Annotated in this window: 15 protein-coding genes; 6 read left to right on the top strand and 9 right to left on the bottom strand. The window is 70.0% G+C overall.

Going from position 1 to position 17,203, the window contains the following annotated elements:
- Window positions 1–17: 17 nt before the first annotated feature.
- Together AB0I54_RS34690 and AB0I54_RS34685 are read right to left on the bottom strand one after the other, a co-directional pair.
- Window positions 18–410, bottom strand: coding sequence for a VOC family protein (locus tag AB0I54_RS34690; RefSeq protein ID WP_363300227.1), 393 nt, complete (start codon window positions 408–410; stop codon window positions 18–20).
- 14 nt (window positions 411–424) lie between these two features.
- Window positions 425–784, bottom strand: a complete 360-nt coding sequence (locus AB0I54_RS34685; protein ID WP_363300226.1) for a VOC family protein — start codon at window positions 782–784, stop codon at window positions 425–427.
- Window positions 785–914: 130 nt separating this feature from the next.
- On the opposite strand from AB0I54_RS34685, the gene AB0I54_RS34680 reads away from it, so the two are divergent.
- Window positions 915–1,421 (top strand): CGNR zinc finger domain-containing protein, encoded by a 507-nt coding sequence (locus AB0I54_RS34680; protein ID WP_363300225.1) that lies wholly within the window; start codon window positions 915–917, stop codon window positions 1,419–1,421.
- A 126-nt stretch (window positions 1,422–1,547) separates the two neighbouring features.
- Here the strand turns inward: AB0I54_RS34680 and AB0I54_RS34675 are convergent, their stop codons facing one another.
- Complete coding sequence (locus AB0I54_RS34675) at window positions 1,548–2,891, bottom strand: UDP-glucose/GDP-mannose dehydrogenase family protein (protein ID WP_363300224.1); 1,344 nt, start codon at window positions 2,889–2,891, stop codon at window positions 1,548–1,550.
- Between the two features lie 230 nt (window positions 2,892–3,121).
- Here AB0I54_RS34675 and AB0I54_RS34670 point away from each other — a divergent pair, with 230 nt between their 5' ends.
- The 3 genes from AB0I54_RS34670 to AB0I54_RS34660 all read left to right on the top strand — a co-directional run bounded on the left by AB0I54_RS34670 (window position 3,122) and on the right by AB0I54_RS34660 (window position 5,649).
- Window positions 3,122–4,228 carry an acyl-CoA dehydrogenase family protein gene (locus tag AB0I54_RS34670; protein WP_363300320.1) on the top strand — a complete coding sequence of 369 codons (1,107 nt, stop codon included), beginning with the start codon at window positions 3,122–3,124 and terminating at the stop codon, window positions 4,226–4,228.
- 168 nt (window positions 4,229–4,396) lie between these two features.
- Complete coding sequence (locus AB0I54_RS34665) at window positions 4,397–4,759, top strand: four-helix bundle copper-binding protein (protein WP_363300223.1); 363 nt, start codon at window positions 4,397–4,399, stop codon at window positions 4,757–4,759.
- Between the two features lie 68 nt (window positions 4,760–4,827).
- On the top strand, window positions 4,828–5,649 hold the full coding sequence (locus tag AB0I54_RS34660) for a class I SAM-dependent methyltransferase (protein ID WP_363300222.1): 822 nt from the start codon (window positions 4,828–4,830) through the stop codon (window positions 5,647–5,649).
- Here AB0I54_RS34660 and AB0I54_RS34655 read toward each other — a convergent pair.
- On the bottom strand, window positions 5,646–6,959 hold the full coding sequence (locus AB0I54_RS34655; RefSeq protein ID WP_363300221.1) for an LCP family protein: 1,314 nt from the start codon (window positions 6,957–6,959) through the stop codon (window positions 5,646–5,648). The two genes, AB0I54_RS34660 and AB0I54_RS34655, sit on opposite strands and share 4 nt — an antisense overlap.
- 119 nt (window positions 6,960–7,078) lie before the next feature.
- Between AB0I54_RS34655 and AB0I54_RS34650 the strand changes: the two genes are divergently transcribed.
- Window positions 7,079–7,636, top strand: coding sequence for an acyl-CoA thioesterase (locus AB0I54_RS34650; protein WP_363300220.1), 558 nt, complete (start codon window positions 7,079–7,081; stop codon window positions 7,634–7,636).
- A 45-nt stretch (window positions 7,637–7,681) separates the two neighbouring features.
- Here AB0I54_RS34650 and AB0I54_RS34645 read toward each other — a convergent pair whose 3' ends face one another.
- Window positions 7,682–9,160, bottom strand: a complete 1,479-nt coding sequence (locus AB0I54_RS34645) for an LCP family protein (protein WP_363300219.1) — start codon at window positions 9,158–9,160, stop codon at window positions 7,682–7,684.
- Window positions 9,161–9,299: 139 nt separating this feature from the next.
- On the opposite strand from AB0I54_RS34645, the gene AB0I54_RS34640 reads away from it, so the two are divergent.
- Window positions 9,300–10,328 carry a glycosyltransferase family 2 protein gene (locus tag AB0I54_RS34640; protein ID WP_363300218.1) on the top strand — a complete coding sequence of 343 codons (1,029 nt, stop codon included), beginning with the start codon at window positions 9,300–9,302 and terminating at the stop codon, window positions 10,326–10,328.
- A gap of 27 nt (window positions 10,329–10,355) precedes the next feature.
- Here AB0I54_RS34640 and AB0I54_RS34635 read toward each other — a convergent pair whose 3' ends face one another.
- The 4 genes from AB0I54_RS34635 to AB0I54_RS34620 form a co-directional block, all read right to left on the bottom strand.
- On the bottom strand, window positions 10,356–11,813 hold the full coding sequence (locus tag AB0I54_RS34635; RefSeq protein ID WP_363300319.1) for an LCP family protein: 1,458 nt from the start codon (window positions 11,811–11,813) through the stop codon (window positions 10,356–10,358).
- 330 nt (window positions 11,814–12,143) lie between these two features.
- Window positions 12,144–13,736 (bottom strand): LCP family protein, encoded by a 1,593-nt coding sequence (locus tag AB0I54_RS34630; RefSeq protein WP_363300217.1) that lies wholly within the window; start codon window positions 13,734–13,736, stop codon window positions 12,144–12,146.
- Window positions 13,737–13,864: 128 nt separating this feature from the next.
- A complete protein-coding gene (locus AB0I54_RS34625; protein WP_363300216.1) occupies window positions 13,865–15,604 on the bottom strand; it encodes an LCP family protein in 1,740 nt (579 codons plus the stop codon).
- Between the two features lie 232 nt (window positions 15,605–15,836).
- The gene (locus AB0I54_RS34620) at window positions 15,837–17,030 is read right to left on the bottom strand and encodes an LCP family protein (RefSeq protein WP_363300215.1); all 1,194 of its coding nucleotides are present in this window, start codon (window positions 17,028–17,030) and stop codon (window positions 15,837–15,839) included.
- Window positions 17,031–17,203: the final 173 nt, after the last annotated feature.

Raw genomic sequence — 17,203 nt, 5'->3', positions numbered from 1 at the left:
GTACTCCGGACGGCCGGTCAGGGGCGGGCGATGCGGCACAGGCAGAACGGATGCCCGGCCGGATCCGCGAACACCCGGAAGTCCTTGTCCTCGCCCTCCTCCAGGTCCAGCGGCCGGGCGCCCAGCGCCAGCACCCTCTCCTGCGCCGCGTCGACCTCCTCCCAGGTGGACCCGGCGTCCAGGTCGAGATGGAACTGCTGCGCGTTCCGGTCCGCGCGCGGCCACTCGGGCGGGGTGTACCCCGGTGCCCGGTTGAAGGCGAGCCGTGGCACACCGGGTGCCTCCAGGACGACCCAGTCGTCCTCCTCGACCCGGGGCGTGCCGCCCACCACCGCCGCGTAGAAGCCGGCGAGCGCGACCGGGTCGGGGCAGTCGACGACGACGGAACGGAAGCGGGCGACCGGCTCCATGGACTCCTCCTGGCTCAGCTGAGGCACAGACAGAAGGGGTGCCCCGCCGGGTCCGCGTACACACGGTAGGTGCGCGAGCGGTCCGCCGCGTCCAGTGGCTTCGCGCCCAGTTCCAGCACCCCCTTCTCGGCCTCGTCCAGGTCCGCCACCACCAGGTCCAGATGGAACTGCTGCGAGCCGTCGGACGAGGGCCACTTCGGCGCCACGAACCCGGGGGACTCCTGGAACGCCAGTGCCTGCCCGCCGGACACCTTGAGGTCCACCCACTCCCCCTGGTCCTCGATGGTGCCGCCGAGCACGCCGGCGTAGAAACCGGCGAGCGCGCGCGGGTCGGGACAGTCCAGGACGACGACGCCCAGTTTGGCGAGAGCCATGACTTCCTCCTCGAATCGGGTTACGTAGAAGTGGGTTACCTATAGAAGCGGCTTACCAGTAACCGTTACCGCATACTGCCGCATGAGAGGTAACGTCGCAAGGGAATTCCCGAGAGGTAGCGTCACGGCCATGAGTGAGAGATCGCCCGCCCCCGGAGGCCTGGCCCTGGTCGAGTCCCTGGTGAACACGCTCGACCTCGAGTCGGGTGGCGACGCGCTCGACACACCGGAGGTCCGGGACGGCCTCGGGCTCACCGAGGACGACCTGCCGGACGCCCGCGAACTGCGCGAGTCGCTGCGCGCCACGCTGCTCGCCCACGCCGGCCACCCCCCGCACCGCGAGGTCACCCCGCTCGGCGAGCTGCTGGCCCGCGCCCCGCTGTACGTGGCGGTCGACGAGCGGGACGGCTCCGCCGCCCTCGCCCCCGCCGACGCGGCCCCGCTGCTGTCCCGGGTCGCCGCGGCCGTCGCCGAGGCGCTGGTGGCGGGCACCTGGAACCGGCTCAAGGCCTGCGAGGCCGTCACCTGTCACTGGGCGTACTACGACCGCAGCCCTGCCGGCCGCGGCCGCTGGTGCTCGATGCAGGTGTGCGGAGCACGCGCGAAGATGCGCCGCTACCGCGCCAAGGAGCAGTAGCCGAAGGAGCGGCAACCCACAGGTGGTTCATCGGCCATCCAGTGGTCCCGTGGTGCAGAATGCAACAGGACGCCGGTTCGGCCGACTGAGCCTCGGCCGAACCGGCGTCACCCTGTCTCCGGGGACTCAGGCGGTCGGACGCCCCATCGCCCGGTACGTCCACCCGGCCCGCCGCCAGTGCTCCGGGTCCAGGGCGTTGCGCCCGTCGAGGATCACCCGGGCCGCCACGACCTCGCCCAGCGCCGCCGGGTCCAGCTCGCGGAACTCCCGCCACTCGGTGAGGTGCAGTACGACGTCGGCGCCCCGGACGGCGGTGAGCGCGGAGTCGGCGTACCCCAGCGTCGGGAAGACGCGGCGGGCGTTGTCCATGCCCTTCGGGTCGTACACCGTGACCTGACCGCCCTGCAGATGGATCTGGCCCGCCACGTTGAGCGCGGGCGAGTCCCGGACGTCGTCCGAGTCGGGCTTGAAGGCGGCGCCGAGGACCGCGACCCGCTTGCCGAGGAAGGAACCCCCGCCGAGCGCCTCCCGGGCCATCTCCACCATCTGCCCGCGCCGGCGCATGTTGATGGAGTCGATCTCCCGCAGGAAGGTCAGCGCCTGGTCCGCGCCCAGCTCACCGGCGCGCGCCATGAACGCCCGGATGTCCTTGGGCAGACAGCCGCCGCCGAACCCGATCCCGGCGCGCAGGAACTTCTTGCCGATCCGGTCGTCGTGCCCGATGGCCTCCGCCAGCTTGGCGACGTCGCCGCCGGCCGCTTCGCACACCTCCGCCATGGCGTTGATGAACGAGATCTTCGTGGCCAGGAAGGAGTTCGCGGAGGTCTTCACCAGCTCGGCGGTCGGGAAGTCGGTCACCACGAACGGCGTGCCCTCGCTCATCGGCGTGGCGTACACCTCCCGGAGCAGCTTCTCGGCCCGCTCGCTGCGCACGCCGACCACGATCCGGTCCGGGTGCAGGGTGTCCTCGACGGCGAAGCCCTCGCGCAGGAACTCCGGGTTCCAGGCCAGCTCGGCGTCGGCGCCGGCGGGCGCGTGCTCGGCCAGGTAGGCGGCGAGCCGGTTCGCGGAGCCGACGGGCACGGTGGACTTTCCGACCACCAGCGCGGGGCCGGTCAGATGGGGGGCGAGGGAGGCGACGGCGGCGTCGACGTACGACATGTCCGCCGCGTACTCGCCGTGCTTCTGCGGGGTGTTCACACACACGAAGTGGACATCGCCGAACTCGGCCAGCTCGGCCCAGTCCATGGTGAACCGGAGTCTCCCGGAGGAACCCTCGATACCGGCGACATGCCTGCGCAGCAGCTCGTCGAGCCCCGGCTCGTACATCGGGGTCTCGCCGCGCTCCAGCATCGCGATCTTCTCGGGCACGACGTCCAGCCCCAGCACCTCGAAACCGAGTTCGGCCATGGCTGCGGCGTGCGTGGCGCCGAGGTAGCCGGTGCCGATCACGGTGATCTTCAGGCTCATGGAGTGCTCCAGATCGGGTGCGTCTCAGATGCGGAGCCGAGCATAGTCGGGCCGCCCACCGGGCAATTTCCCGGCTGTCGCCAAGCTCACGTAGGCGGGTCGTGGGCGGCCCTTTAAAATTTCAGTTACTTAACGGTAATTAGCGTCAGTATCACTGCGTCTTTGGAGCGTGAGAGACCGTGGCCGGATCGGCTGACTTCGACCTGTACCGCCCGTCCGAGGAGCACGACATGCTCCGCGACGCCGTCCGTTCGCTGGTCGAGGCGAAGATCGCGCCGTTCGCCGCCGCGGTGGACGAGGAGGCACGCTTCCCGCAGGAGGCACTGGACGCCCTGGTCGCGGGCGACCTGCACGCCGTGCACGTACCCGAGGAGTACGGCGGCGCGGGCGCGGACGCCCTGGCCACCGTGATAGTGATCGAGGAGGTGGCGCGCGCCTGCGTCTCCTCCTCCCTCATCCCCGCGGTGAACAAACTGGGTTCGCTCCCGGTGATCCTCTCCGGGTCCGAGGACCTGAAGAAGAAGTACCTGTCGCCGCTGGCCAAGGGCGACGCGATGTTCTCGTACTGCCTCTCCGAGCCGGAGGCGGGCTCGGACGCGGGCGGCATGACGACGAAGGCGGTCCGCGACGGCGACCACTACGTCCTCAACGGCGTCAAGCGCTGGATCACCAACGCCGGCGTCTCCGAGTACTACACCGTCATGGCGGTGACCGACCCGTCCCGGCGCACCAAGGGCATCTCGGCCTTCGTCGTCGAGAAGTCGGACGAGGGCGTCTCCTTCGGCGCCCCGGAGAAGAAGCTCGGCATCAAGGGCTCGCCGACCCGCGAGGTCTACTTCGACAACGTCCGCATCCCCGCCGACCGCATCATCGGCGAGGAGGGCACCGGCTTCGCCACCGCGATGAAGACCCTGGACCACACCCGCATCACGATCGCCGCCCAGGCGCTCGGCGTGGCGCAGGGCGCCTTCGACTACGCCAAGGGCTATGTCCAGGAGCGCAAGCAGTTCGGCAAGCCGATCGCCGACTTCCAGGGCATCCAGTTCATGCTCGCCGACATGGCCATGAAGATCGAGGCCGCCCGCCAGCTGACCTACGCGGCCGCCGCCAAGTCCGAGCGCGGCGACCGCGACCTCACCTTCCAGGGCGCGGCCGCCAAGTGCTTCGCCTCGGACGTGGCGATGGAGGTCACCACGGACGCGGTCCAGCTCCTCGGCGGCTACGGCTACACGCGGGACTACCCGGTGGAGCGGATGATGCGCGACGCCAAGATCACCCAGATCTACGAGGGCACGAACCAGGTCCAGCGGATCGTGATGGCGAGGAACCTGCCGTAAGCGGCAGTTGCAGGAGTTCGAGAAGGCGCCCCGCGGGGCGCCTTCCGTTCGTCGGGTGCGGGGATCCGTCGGAGGGAGCCGTCGTACGAATGGCACTACCCGGCGGTCGGGCGTAGGACGGAAGCACACGGGGCCCGCCCAGGGCCCCTCTCCCTCTCAGGAGGAGCCATGACCCAGCCCGGAACCATGAGCGCCATGAGCAAGGAGATGCAGGACTGCGTCGAGGCCTGCATGTCCTGCCACGCCACGTGCGAGGAGACGATGAGCAGCTGCATGCAGATGGGCGGCCAGGCCCAGATGCAGATCATGCGCGCGCTCATGGACTGCTCCGAGACGACCCGTATGTGCGCGGACATGATGATGCGCCGCTCACCCATGTCCGCCGAGATGTGCGCGATGTGTGCCAAGGCCTGCGACATGTGCGCCGAGGCGTGTATGGCCATGCCCGACGACCCACAGATGAAGCGCTGCGCGGAGGCGTGTCGCCGCTGCGCCGAGACCTGCCGCGCGATGGCGGGCGCACGTATGTGACGCCGGCCCGACGCCGTTCAGGGGCACCCCGCCGGGTGCCCTTGATCGTTGTGCGGCAGGCTGTGCCCATGGGTATCCCGTCCGATGCGACCGCTGCCTTCGACGCCGCCGAACGCGCCATGTGGGAGGGGCGGGCCGCGGCGTACGCCGACAGCTTCGGCCGGCTGTGCGCGCACCCGGTCGACGCGCTGCTGGACGCGGCGGGGGTGACCGAGGGGACACGGGTCCTCGACGCCGGAACCGGAACGGGTACGGCGGCCCTGGCCGCGCTGGGGCGCGGGGCCCGGGTGTGCGCCGTGGACGCGGACGCCGGGATGGTGGCGGCGGCCCGGGAGCGCGGCATCGTCGCGCGCGTCGCGGTCCTTCCCGAACTGCCCTTCGCCGACGGCGAGTTCGACGCCGCCGTGGGCAACTTCGTACTCAACCACGTCGGCCGCCCGCGCGCCGCGCTCGCCGAGCTGCGCCGGGTGCTGAAGCCCGGCGGGCGGATCGCCCTGACGCTGTGGGGCGCGCGCCGCGGCGCCGGTCAGGAACTGCTCGGCCGGGCCTGCGCCGAGGGCGGGGCCGTACCGCCCGCGTACCTGCCCCGCCTGGACCCCGCCGAGGACTTCACCCGGACTCCGGAGGGCCTCGCGAAACTGCTGGCGGAGGCCGGCTTCACCGACGGGCACGCCACCGAGCACACCTGGAACCACCGGACCACGGTGGAGGAGTGGTGGGGTGGAGCGGCCGGCGGGGTCGCCACCGTGGGGCTGGTCGTGACGGCACAGGACGCGGAGACGGTCGTACGGATCAGGCGCGAGTACGAGCGACTGAGCGCCGAATACGCCGATGGGGAAGGGCACCTGGCCCTTCCCCATGTGGCGATCCTCGCGGCCGGTACGGCCTAATTGCCGGAGACGGTGACCGGGGCGTCGCTCTTCAGTTCGTCCACCAGGGTCTTCACCTTCGCCTTGTCCCAGACGAGGTTGCCGCCCGAAGAGCCGGAGATCGGCATGTTCATGGACTTGCCGTCACCACCGCTGACGCTCTTCATCGCCCAGAACATCGACGCCAGGTCCCACAGGCTCATGTCCTTGTCGACGGTCAGGGAGTCCAGGCCCGCGCCCATGGTCGGGTAGAACTTGAAGGGGTTCAGGACCGTCGACGGCGTGGCGACCTGGTGGGCCAGGGCCGACAGGAACTTCTGCTGGTTCTTCGTGCGCTGGAGGTCGCTGGTCGCGAAGGCGTGCCGGGTGCGGACGAAGGCCAGCGCCTCCTCGCCGTTCAGCGTCTGCTTGCCTGCCTTGAAGTCCGCGCCCGAGTACTTGTCCTTGAAGCCCTTGTCGATGTCGATCTCGACGCCGCCGACGGCGTCGACTATGTTCGCGAAGCCGGCGAAGCCGATCTCCACGTAGTGGTCGATGTGCAGGCCCGTGTTGTACTCGACGGTGCGCACGAGGAGCGTCGGGCCGTCGAACGCGTACGCCGCGTTCAGCTTGTTCGTACCGAGCGGGCCCCTGATCTTGCCGGACTCCGAGCCCTGGAACTTCGGAATCGTGACGTTCGAGTCACGCGGGAGCGAGATCAGCGTGTCGCCGTTGTCGCCGACGTGCAGGATCATCATCGAGTCGGTGCGCTGGCCCTCGGCGGAGCCGGTGTGCAGCTTCTTCTTGTCCGCGGACGACATGCCCTTGCGGCTGTCCGAGCCGACGATGAGGTAGTTGGTGCCCGAGCCGGTCTCCGGCCGGTCGATGACCTTCGACAGGTCGACGTCGCGGTGGAGCTTGGAGTCGGCCCAGAAGTAGGTCGCCACGGATGTGACGACCAGCAGGGTGGCGAGGGTGATCGCCGTCCACTTGATGCGCTTGCGCCAGTTCGGCCGCGGCCGGTACTGGCCGACGTCCGGGTCCACGTCGTTGTCGTTGGGGACGAAACCACCGCCGCCGTACACCTGGCCGGTGTTGTAGCCGCTGTCGTAGTCGTCGTAGCCGTCGTCGTATCCCTGGCCGTCGGCGTACGACGGCTGCTGCGGGACCCCGGCGCCGTACGGCGGCGCGGGCCGGCCGCCGTTGCCGTACCCGCCCTGCCCGGGCGGGGTCGCCGGGCCGCGCCGGACCTGGCGCATCACGCGGGCGCCCTCGGGGTGCGCGCTGGCGCTACCGCGTCCGTACCGGTTGCCGCGGTTCTCGTCGGACCATGCCTCGGGCCAATCGTTCATGCGCCCCAGTGTGCAGTGCGCGGCCGTGTCCCTTACAAGGGACATCGGAAAATCAGGGCAGTGCTGTTGCGAAGCTGACACAAATTCCCCGAATGTCACTTCGGCATAAGGTGGGGGCCATGACAGACCAGGTTTCCTCCGCAGACGCGGACGGAATGGACATATCGGGCAAGCCCACCTCGGCGTCCCGCACCACCCTCAGCCACATCATGACCCACAACGACACCAACCTGCTGGGCACGGTGCACGGCGGCGTGATCATGAAGCTGGTGGACGACGCGGCGGGCGCCGTGGCCGGGCGCCATTCCGGCGGCCCCGCCGTCACCGCGTCCATGGACGAGATGGCGTTCCTGGAGCCGGTGCGCGTCGGCGATCTGGTCCATGTGAAGGCACAGGTCAACTGGACCGGACGGACCTCGATGGAGGTCGGCGTCCGAGTCCTCGCGGAACGCTGGAACGAGTCGGCCCCGCCCACCCAGGTCGGCTCCGCGTATCTGGTCTTCGCGGCGGTCGACGAGGACGGCAAGCCCCGCCGGGTCCCCCCGGTCCTCCCGGAGACCGAGCGCGACAAGCGCCGCTACCAGGAGGCCCAGATCCGCCGCACCCACCGCCTGGCCCGCCGCCACGCGATCAAGGAACTGCGCGAGAAGCGCGCGGCACAGGGGTACGAGGACTGACCGGCCCGCACGCCGTCACCACGTCTTGGCGGGCCGCGGCCGCCGCTATGCCCCGCACACCACCTCGTCGCCCCGCACCGCCTGGGACTCCGCCTCGGGCGGGTCCTCCGGCTTCACCTTGCGCACGTCCTTGAAGTCGGACCCGGCGATCACCTTCAGGAGCGGCCCCCGCCCGGGTTCCGCCCGCAGCTCACTGCCCGGGAGCGCCGCCGCCAGGGATCTGGCCGAGCGGTCCCAGCGGGGGTCGTAGACGATCACCGTCCGTCGTACGGAGTGGTCCTTCGAGGTCGCGGGCTGGTGGGTGGTGGCGAAGCCGGTCGCGGCCAGGGCCGCGTCGACGCGCTTGGCCAGCCCCGCGGTGCCGGTGCCGTTCTCCACCTGCACGCGGATCTGCTGCGGGGCCACGTCCACCGTCTCGGCCCGCAGGCGCGGCGGACGGTTCACGGCCAGCGGCCTGTCGGCGCGCAGGGACCGGAACAGCTGGTCCGCCTTGGGCTCGTCCCACTTCAGGGTCGAGCCGATGCCCGGCACGACGTATCCCATCCGGCCGATCGGGACCGTCATGAACTCGGAGGACGACGGGGAGAAGTTCCGCATCGCACGGCCGAGGTCCAGCAGCTCGTCGGTGCCGAAGCCCCGGTCCGCCCGCACCGACCCCAGCACGGCCCGTGTCACATCACGGAACTTCAGCGGGTTCAGCAGCACCCCGGACGAGGTCGCCCGCTCGATCAGCGCCGCCAGGAACCGCTGCTGGCGCTTCATCCGGCCCAGGTCGCTCGCCCCGTCGATGTGCCGCGAGCGGACGTACTGCAGGGCCTCCCCGCCCTTCAGCGTGTGCGTGCCGGCCGCCAGGTCGAGCCCGGTGTAGGAGTCCTTGAGCGGCTTCGTCGTACAGATCCTGACCCCGCCGAGCACGTCCACGGTCTTCATGAAGGAGGTGAAGTCGACCTCCAGATAGTGGTCGATCTTCACATGGGTCATGTTCTCGACCGTGCGCACGGTCAGCTGCGGCCCGCCCTCCGCGTACGCCGCGTTGATCCTGATCGGGTGCGGGCCGTGGCGGGCGCCGGTGGTCTCGTCGACGTGCTCGGGCAGCTCGGCGTACGAGTCGCGCGGCAGGCTCACCACGCTGGCCCGCTCCCGGTCCTCCGAGATGTGCACGATCATGATCGTGTCGGTGCAGTGGCACGGCGCCCCGCCGAGCCGGTACTCGCGCCGCTCCTGCTCCGTCACCCTGTCGCGGCCGTCCGTGCCCACCAGCAGCACGTTCATGCCATGACCCGCCTGCGGCCGGTTCTTCATGTCCCTGAACGGGTCGACCCGGGCGATGTCCGCGTCGAGGCTGGTGACCACCGCGTGCCCGATCCCGGCGGACGCGAGCACCACCACGGACAGGGTCGTCACCGCCCGCATGGCCCAGCGCGGCCGCTTGCGCCGTACGGGCCGCACCGGCGCACGCGCCGGCCGGGGCGGTTGTGGACGGCGCTGCGGCCGTGCGGGGGAGCGTGGCGGCGTCGCGGGCATGGGGAAACCTCCGCTCGGGCCGTGGCCCCGGGGCCGTACGTGGGATCCTGAGCACCGTAGGCCCATACGATCTCCGGCCCGAGGCAGTGGACCGGTGGCGCGCAACGGTGTCCCCCGTTCGCGGTAACGTGAGCCCCCTATGAACGCCAAGCCCGACGTGCGGCTCCCCGCCGTTTCTGTGATCATGCCCGTCCTCGACGAGGAGCGGCATCTGCGCGGAGCCGTCCAAGCGATCCTCGCGCAGGAGTACGCCGGCGACATGGAGGTCGTGATCGCCCTCGGTCCGTCCACGGACCGCACGGACGAGATCGCCGCCGAGCTCGTTCGCGAAGACCCGCGCGTGCACACCGTTCCGAACCCGACGGGCCGCACGCCCGCCGCCCTCAACGCTGCGATCAAGGCCTCCGGCCACCCGATCGTGGTCCGCGTCGACGGCCACGGCATGCTCTCGCCGAACTACATCGCCACCGCCGTACGGCTCCTGGAGGAGACCGGCGCGCAGAACGTCGGCGGCATCATGCACGCCGAGGGCGAGAACGACTGGGAGCACGCGGTCGCGGCCGCGATGACCTCGAAGATCGGCGTCGGCAACGCGGCCTTCCACACCGGCGGGGAGGCGGGCCCGGCCGAGACCGTCTATCTCGGCGTCTTCCGGCGCGAGGCCCTTGAGCGGCAGGGCGGCTACAACGAGGAGTTCATCCGCGCCCAGGACTGGGAGCTGAACTTCCGCATCCGCGAGGCCGGCGGGCTGATCTGGTTCTCGCCGGAGCTGAGGGTGTCGTACCGGCCGCGGCCCAGCGTGAAGGCGCTCGCCAAGCAGTACAAGGACTACGGCCGCTGGCGGCATGTCGTCGCCCGCTACCACGAAGGCTCCATCAACCTGCGCTACCTCGCCCCGCCGACCGCGGTGTGCGCGATCGCGGCGGGCATCGTGGTCGGCGCGGCGCTGACCCCGCTGGGCTTCGTGATCCCCGGCGGCTATCTCGCGGCGATCGTCGCGGGGTCGCTCCCGGCGGGCAAGGGGCTGCCGCTGAAGGCCCGGCTGCAGATCCCCGTGGCCCTCGCCACCATGCACATGTCGTGGGGCTGGGGCTTCCTGACCAGCCCGAAGGCGCTGGCGAAGCGGGTCATCGCGTCCCGCCGTCCGGCGGTGCTCGCCGCCGACTGAGCGCCGCCGTACCCGCTCCGGCCCGGACTACCAGGTGTAGTCCGGGTCGACGTGCATACAGGCCTTGGTGTCCGCGCCGTTGAGGGCGCCGGCCGACTCCGGCGTCTCGTCGTCGTCCTCCGTGGCCGTGTACTCGGTGCCCGAGCGCCAGTCGGCGCCCACCACCAGCGTGACTCCGGACACGTCCGTCGACTTCTTCACCCGAGTGGCCGGGATCCCGAGCGCCTTGCCGACCCGCTGGGCGTCGCCCTCCAGGTCGGCGCTCGGGTAGCGGACGACCGTCTCGTCCTCGCCGAGCAGCGTGGAGGTGTCCGCGACCGCCTGGTCGAAGCCCTTGCCGACGAGCAGCCGGGCGATCGTGCCCGCCCGGCCGGTGACCGCGGCCTCGGTGCCGCTCCGCGTGCCGTTCCGCACCTGCACGGCGATCCTGTCGTCCGCCGCGGCGGGGTCGGTGGACGTCTCGGTCTTCGTGCTCTTCCTCTTGTCCTTGCCGTCCAGCGCGATGTCCTCGCGGACCAGCCGGAACAGCTTCGCCGCGTCGGTGGGCCTGGGCAGCACCCGGTTGCCGTCCGAGGAGTACACCCATGGCATCGTCGTCATGGTGATGCGCCCGGTGGGGACCTTCTTCAGCTCCTTGCTCAGGTCGTAGAGCCGCGTCACGGTCCCGAGGCCGGTGTCCACCGTCAGCGCCCTGGTGGCCGTCTCGGCCAGGGCGCGCAGCTTGCCGGGGTTGCCGAGCGTGGCGTCGGCGCGCAGCCGGCGGACCATCGAGTTCATGTACATGTGCTGGGCCTTGGTCCGGGCGATGTCGCTGCCGTCCTCGAAGCCGTACCGCGTGCGCAGCCACTGCAGGGCCTGCTTGCCCTTGACGGAGGTGGTGCCCTTCTTCAGCTTCAGGCCCGAGCCATGGCCGGAGGAGGTGTGCGAGTAGATGTCGGCGTCCACGCACACCGGGACACCGCCGATCGCGTCCGCCATGGACACCACGCCCGAGAAGTCGACCATCATGAAGTGGTCGATGTGGATGTCGGTCAGCTTCTCCCAGGTCGCCACCGTGCAGCCGGGGCCGCCGCGGCCCAGGGAGTCGTTCGTCATGGCCAGTGAGGTGCTCGCCGCGTACACCTTGCCGGTGTCGGGGTCCGTGCACCTGGGGATCCGCAGCAGTGTGTCGCGCGGCATGCTGATCACCGACATGTTGGTGCGGTCCGCCGAGACATGGACCAGCATCTGGACGTCGGCGCGCGGTGCCGTGTTGAAGGTGTCCTTGGCGCCGCCGAGTTTCTGGTTCTCCGTGCTGTTGCGCGCGTCGGAGCCTATGAGCAGGATGTTCAGCGGCTTCTGGCCCGCCGCGTTCGCCCTGGACTCGGCCGCACGGTCCTTGGCGTCGCCGATGTTGAGCTCGTCCTTCTTCATGTTGGCGTTGAGGTGTCGGTAGTAGAGGTATCCGGCGCCTGCCGTGCCGAGCACCGCCACCGCCAGGACCATCGCTGTCCAGCGCAGCACACGCCGTCCGCGCGGCCTGCGGGCACCGCCCGGCACGTCCTGGCCCTGCGATGCGCGGAAGTTCGCGTCGTCGGCCGCGTCGACCGCGTCGGCCGCGTCGAGCCCTTCGCGCGGGGGCACCTCCCCGCGCACACTGCTCCGCACCACTGCGTGCCCTCCCACCCGCTCCTGCCACCGGCGCCGGGCCTCAGCACCCGGGCACGCCGCATTGTTCTGCAGACATGTATGAGCCCCCTGTGCGTACGAAGACCGCGGTGCCGGCGCACCGCGACAGGGGCGGGCGCCGGCACCGGGCGAGCTACGCGGACGGCACTACCACTGGTAGACCTTGTAGACGTCCATGCACTGCTTGGTGTCCGAGCCGTTGATGGCGTCGGAGTTACTGGGCAGGTCGCCGGCCTTCGGCGGGGACTGCTTCGGGTACGCCGAGCCCGTGCGCCAGTCGGCGCCGACGACGACGGTGACACCCGACACGGCGGTCGACTTCTTCACCGCACTCAGCGGAATCCCCAGCGACTTGGCGACGGCCTGGGCGTCACCCTCCAGATCCGCGCTCGGGTACTGCACCACCGTCTTGTCCGCGGACAGCGTCGCCGTCGTGTCCGCCGCGGCCCTGGTGAAGCCCTTGCCCGCGAGCACCTGGGCGATCGCGCTCGCCCGCCGGCCGACCGGCAGTTCGGTGGCCGTGCGGGTGGCGTTCTGCACCTGCACGCCGAGCCGGCCCGGGTCGACCGAGGGAGTCCTGGTGGGCGTGCTCGTGCCGGTCTTCTTCTTCGCGCCGGACGCCTTGCCGTTCTTGTCGAGCGGCACGTCGTCACGGAGCATCTGCCACACCTTGTCGGCGTTGGCGGGGTCCGGCACGACGTGGTCGGCGTTCTGCGGGTCCGCGACGTTCGGCATCGTCACCGAGGTGATGCGGTCCGTCGGCACCGACTTGAGCTCCATGCCCAGGTCGTACAGCTTCTTGACCGTGCCGATCTCCTCGGAGACCTGCAGGGACTTCGTGGCCGCCTCGGCCAGGTCCGTCAGCCGCCCGGTGTCGGTGAAGACGTTCTGGTGCTTCAGCGTGCGGATCATCGAGTTCAGGTACATGTGCTGGGCCCGCGCGCGCATCAGGTCACTGCCCCAGGCGTGCCGGGTACGCAGCCACTGCAGGGCCTGCTTGCCCTTGACCTTGTGCGAGCCCGCCGTCAGCTTCAGGCCGGAGCCTCCCGGCACCGAGGCCGTCGGGTGGTCCCACACGTTCTGCTTCACACAGACGTCGACGCCGCCGATGGCGTCGGCCATCCGCACCACACCCGCGAAGTCGATCGTCATCCAGTGGTCGATGTAGACCCCGGTGAGGTTCTCCCAGGTGGCCAGCGTGCAGCCGGCGCCGCCACGGGCCAGCGACTCGTTGATGATGCCGTTGGTCGCCGGGTACGTCTTGCCGGTGCCGGGGTCCGTGCACTTGGGGATGTCGACCCGGGTGTCCCGCGGAATGCTGACCATCGCGGCGCTCTTGCGGTCCGCGGACAGATGGATGAGCATCTGCACGTCGCCGAGCGGCGGATTGCCGCGGTTGTCCTTGCTGCCGCCGAGCTTCACGTTCTCGTCGGAGTTACGGCTGTCGGAGCCGATCAGCAGGATGTTCAGCGGCGTCTGGCCGGCCGCGTTGGGCTCGGTCCTCCTCGCCTTGGAGTCGCCGCTGCTGCGCTGGCCCTTGCGGATGTTGTCGTTGAGGTGCTGGTAGTACAGGTATCCGGCGCCGGCCGTGCCGAGTATCGCCACCGAGAGCACCGTGGCCGACCAGCGCAGCACACGCCGTCTGCGCCGCGGCGGGCCCCCGTCCGGACCGCCTCTGCGCCGCCCTCCGCCGTGCCGTCCGCCACCGTCCGCGCTCGGCTCCCTCGGTGTGAGCGACATGGTGTCCTCCACCGCAGGAACCTCCCCCCGCACACTGCTCTGCGCCAACTGCCTGCCCTCCCCACCCTGCGCCTGACAACGGGTCCCTCCCGCGTCGGGTTAGACGCACGAGGGACCCGTAGGGTTACCTACTTGGCGCATGTCACCTTGTCTGCCGTGGACTTATCAACATCCGGCGCCTTTGTCGGAGTGGTGAGGGACACACCCGCACCCTTGAAGTCCTTGCCCAGGGTCAGCGTCATCGCGGGCAGCCCCTGGGAGTTGGTCACGCTCTTGCCGGGCTTCATCGCGGATCCGGAAAGTCCCATGATGGCGGCCAGCCTGCGCGCCTGGGCCGCCTGGTCGGGAGCGTACTCGAGTGTGGTCTTGCTCAGCTCCGCCGGAGCGTTGCCCGCGTTCTCCGACTTGAGCACGCCCTCGTCGTTCTGCAGCCACTGCAGGGTCTCCTGCGCGCTGCCGGCCACCGCCCCGCCGTTGAGGATGCGCACCCGCACCTCGGAGGCGTCGGCCTTGGTGCCCTTGAGCCGGGCGGCCTGGGCGTCCTTGGCGGCCTTCTGCTTCTTCTTCACCTCACTGAAGGAGACATCGTCCTTGATCGCCTGGAAGACCGCGGGGGCCTTGGAGTCGTTGAGGACGACGGTCGCCTTGACCTTCTCGGCCGGGTTGTCCACGACCGGCACCGTCGTGAAGGTCAGGTTCTTCGGGTTGAGCTTGCCCAGCTCCAGACCGAGGTCCTTCAGCTTGCCGATGCTGTCCAGCTGGGAGTCGACGGTCAGTGCCTTGGTGCCGGTCTCCGCGAGCTTCAGCATCTTCGTCGGGCTGCTCAGCGTCGAGTTGGAGCTGAGCTTGCGCATCAGCGCGCTCAGGAACTGCTGCTGCAGCCCGATCCGGCTCAGGTCGCCGCCGAAGCCGACGGCGTGCCGGGTCCGTACGAAGGCCAGTGCCTGCTCGCCGGAGATGTTGTGGGTGCCCTTCGACAGCTTCAGGTGCGAGTCCGGGTCGTCGATGTTCTTGCCCAGGCACACCTCGACGCCGCCGACCGCCTCGGTCAGCGTCTTGACCGCGTTGAAGTCGGCGACCATGAAGTTGTCCGGCTTGATCCCGGTCAGCTCCGTCACGGTGCGCACGGTGCAGCTGGGCGTCCGTCCGTCCTGCCCGAGGCTGGTGTTGAAGCGGACGTTGTCGGTGCCCGGGATGACCTTCTCGGAGCCGTCGGGCTGCTTCGTCGGGCAGTCCGGGATGTTCACGATCAGGTCGCGCGGGATGCTCAGCGCGGTGGCGTTCGAGCGGTCCTTGGACAGGTGCAGCAGGATGTTGGTGTCGGCGTGACCGACGCTGCCGGCGTCGCCGTAGCCCTCGTTGCCCTTGCCGGTGCGCTTGTCGGTGCCGATCAGCAGGATGTTGATCGCCTTGTCCTTGCTGAAGCCACCGGTGCTCGCGCCGTCGTCGGAGACCGACGTGATGTTGTCGTTGAGGTGCTGGATGTAGAGGTAGGCGGCGGCCGACACGGCGACCAGGACGAAGGCCATGATCCCGCCGGTCCACAGCAGTATCTTCTTCGCCTTCGACTTCGTCTTCACCGGCCGCCTGGTGCGGCGCCCCGGCGGCGGCTCGGGCTCGCCCCGGCGCCTGCGCTGCGCCGGCACCTCCCGGCTCGGTGTCTCGGACTCCTCGCGCCTCGGCGCGGGCCTCCGCCCGCGCGCCCCGCCGGCCGAACCGCCGCCACTGCGTGGTCTACGGGGGCCAGGGACCGCCGACTGCGGAGCGGAAGGAGTCAGTCGCAGTTCGTATTCACCGGTGCTCGGATTGAGTACCCACTGGTCTGCGGGATCGATGTTGTCCGCCCGCCCACGGCCTTGCGCGTCCACGGTTGTCCGAATCCTCCGTTGGGGCCACGCGGCGCCTTCCCCCCTCAAGGCGCTCGGGTCTCGGTCAATCAGTGCACGACCCCAGGTCGGAGCTCGCGGCGTGGTGCACCGGATCGCTCACACTATCCGCCCAGTTCAGCGTTGGGTGACGCCGGTGACAAATTCCACGTCCCTACAAGCGGGCAATCCGCCTCATTCTTCGGAACAAAAGTTCGTCGTCTTGGCGCACGTTTTACCCGCAGGTGTTCTCGGCGGCCGTGGTCCCGTGAAATGTGGGTTCGGCGGAGGGGTCGCTCTTCTCGTTGCCACCCCTGCCCGAATTGCCACTCTTCGTTGCTGATTTCGGGGAAACGGTCACCGGCCTGTCGGTGCGCAGCCGCGAGAAGAGCCGCTCGGCCGCGGGCTCCACCAGTTGGTCGCGATTGGTGTCATGGGCGTACGACTCCCGTGGAACGGTCAGGAACTGCACATGTTCGGTGGGGATGTTCCGCAGCCCGCGCACCAATTGGTACAAACCGCGCAAGCTGGCCAGCTCCGGGTCGGTGGTGAGCGACGAGGTCGCCGCGTCCAGCACGGGGTAGAGCTTCACGGGATTCAGCAGTACGTCATCGCTCCGCACCTTGTTGACCAGCGCCCCGAGGAAGCGTTGCTGCCGGTCCATGCGGTCGGTGTCGCTTCCGTCGCCGAGCGACTTGCGGGCCCGCACATAGCCGAGCGCCTGCTCGCCGTCGAGCGTGACCCTTCCCGCGGGCAGCTTCAGCTTGGCGGCCTTGTCGTCGATGGGCTCCTTCAGACACACCTGCACGCCGTCGACGGCGTCGACCATCTCCTTGAACCCGCTGAAGTCGATGACGACATGATGGTCGATCCGGATGTCCGCCAGGTTCTCCACGGTACGGATGCTGCACGCCGAACCGCCCACCGCGAAGGCGTAGTTGAACATCGCCCAGGTCGGCTCGCTGCGGCTGCCGTCCGGCCGCAGGCAGCTCGGCACGCGCACCATCAGATCGCGGGGCAGGGACACCGCGGTGGCGCTCTTCCGGTCGGCCGCCAGGTGCAGCAGGATCGCGGTGTCGGACCGCTCCGTCCCCTGGTCCCGCCCGTACTTGCGGTTGCCCGCGCCCGAGCGGGTGTCGGACCCGATCAGCAGGATGTTCTGCGCGCCGCGCACCAGCGGGGTGGGCCGCTCCCGCTCATAGCGGGCCAGCTCGGCCGCGGCCGCCTCGTCGGCCGTGATGTTGCCGCTGAGCTTCGCGTACACGGCCCACCCGGCCCCGCCCGCCGCGAGCAACAGGAAGGCCCCTCCCAGGGCGGCACCCTGTGTCCAGCGCCGACGGCGCCGCCGTATGAGCCCGTCACCGGTGGCTGAGGCACCCGTACCGGGACCGAGGGTGCCCGAGGAAGGTGTACCTGCAGCATCGGTCACGGGCGGGCCACCCCTCATGGCGTACGAGCGTGTCGTCCTGCTCCTACGACGATGGCCCGGGGCAGGGCGCCGAGGCGGCCGGTACTACTCCATTCGGGTGACTGCGGTTCCCCTGGGGGCACGGGGAACTGCGCGACCGGCCACGACGGTCCGGCAGCCGCGATACAGCCGTC

This window comes from Streptomyces sp. NPDC050625 (genome assembly GCF_040654755.1).
Lineage (GTDB): Bacteria > Actinomycetota > Actinomycetes > Streptomycetales > Streptomycetaceae > Streptomyces.
The sequence above is the reverse complement of the archived record's forward strand: the minus strand, read 5'-3'. Positions and strand labels throughout refer to the sequence as shown.

Bases quoted from the DNA above. Each gene is read 5' to 3' on its own strand.
- AB0I54_RS34690 (WP_363300227.1), bottom strand. From the start codon at position 410: ATGGAGCCGGTCGCCCGCTTCCGTTCCGTCGTCGTCGACTGCCCCGAC.
- AB0I54_RS34670 (WP_363300320.1), top strand. From the start codon at position 3,122: ATGCTCCGCGACGCCGTCCGTTCGCTGGTCGAGGCGAAGATCGCGCCG.
- AB0I54_RS34650 (WP_363300220.1), top strand. From the start codon at position 7,079: ATGACAGACCAGGTTTCCTCCGCAGACGCGGACGGAATGGACATATCG.
- AB0I54_RS34665 (WP_363300223.1), top strand. From the start codon at position 4,397: ATGACCCAGCCCGGAACCATGAGCGCCATGAGCAAGGAGATGCAGGAC.
- AB0I54_RS34685 (WP_363300226.1), bottom strand. From the start codon at position 784: ATGGCTCTCGCCAAACTGGGCGTCGTCGTCCTGGACTGTCCCGACCCG.
- AB0I54_RS34630 (WP_363300217.1), bottom strand. From the start codon at position 13,736: ATGTCGCTCACACCGAGGGAGCCGAGCGCGGACGGTGGCGGACGGCAC.
- AB0I54_RS34635 (WP_363300319.1), bottom strand. From the start codon at position 11,813: ATGGTCCTGGCGGTGGCGGTGCTCGGCACGGCAGGCGCCGGATACCTC.
- AB0I54_RS34640 (WP_363300218.1), top strand. From the start codon at position 9,300: ATGAACGCCAAGCCCGACGTGCGGCTCCCCGCCGTTTCTGTGATCATG.
- AB0I54_RS34655 (WP_363300221.1), bottom strand. From the start codon at position 6,959: ATGAACGATTGGCCCGAGGCATGGTCCGACGAGAACCGCGGCAACCGG.
- AB0I54_RS34645 (WP_363300219.1), bottom strand. From the start codon at position 9,160: ATGCCCGCGACGCCGCCACGCTCCCCCGCACGGCCGCAGCGCCGTCCA.
- AB0I54_RS34660 (WP_363300222.1), top strand. From the start codon at position 4,828: ATGGGTATCCCGTCCGATGCGACCGCTGCCTTCGACGCCGCCGAACGC.
- AB0I54_RS34675 (WP_363300224.1), bottom strand. From the start codon at position 2,891: ATGAGCCTGAAGATCACCGTGATCGGCACCGGCTACCTCGGCGCCACG.
- AB0I54_RS34680 (WP_363300225.1), top strand. From the start codon at position 915: ATGAGTGAGAGATCGCCCGCCCCCGGAGGCCTGGCCCTGGTCGAGTCC.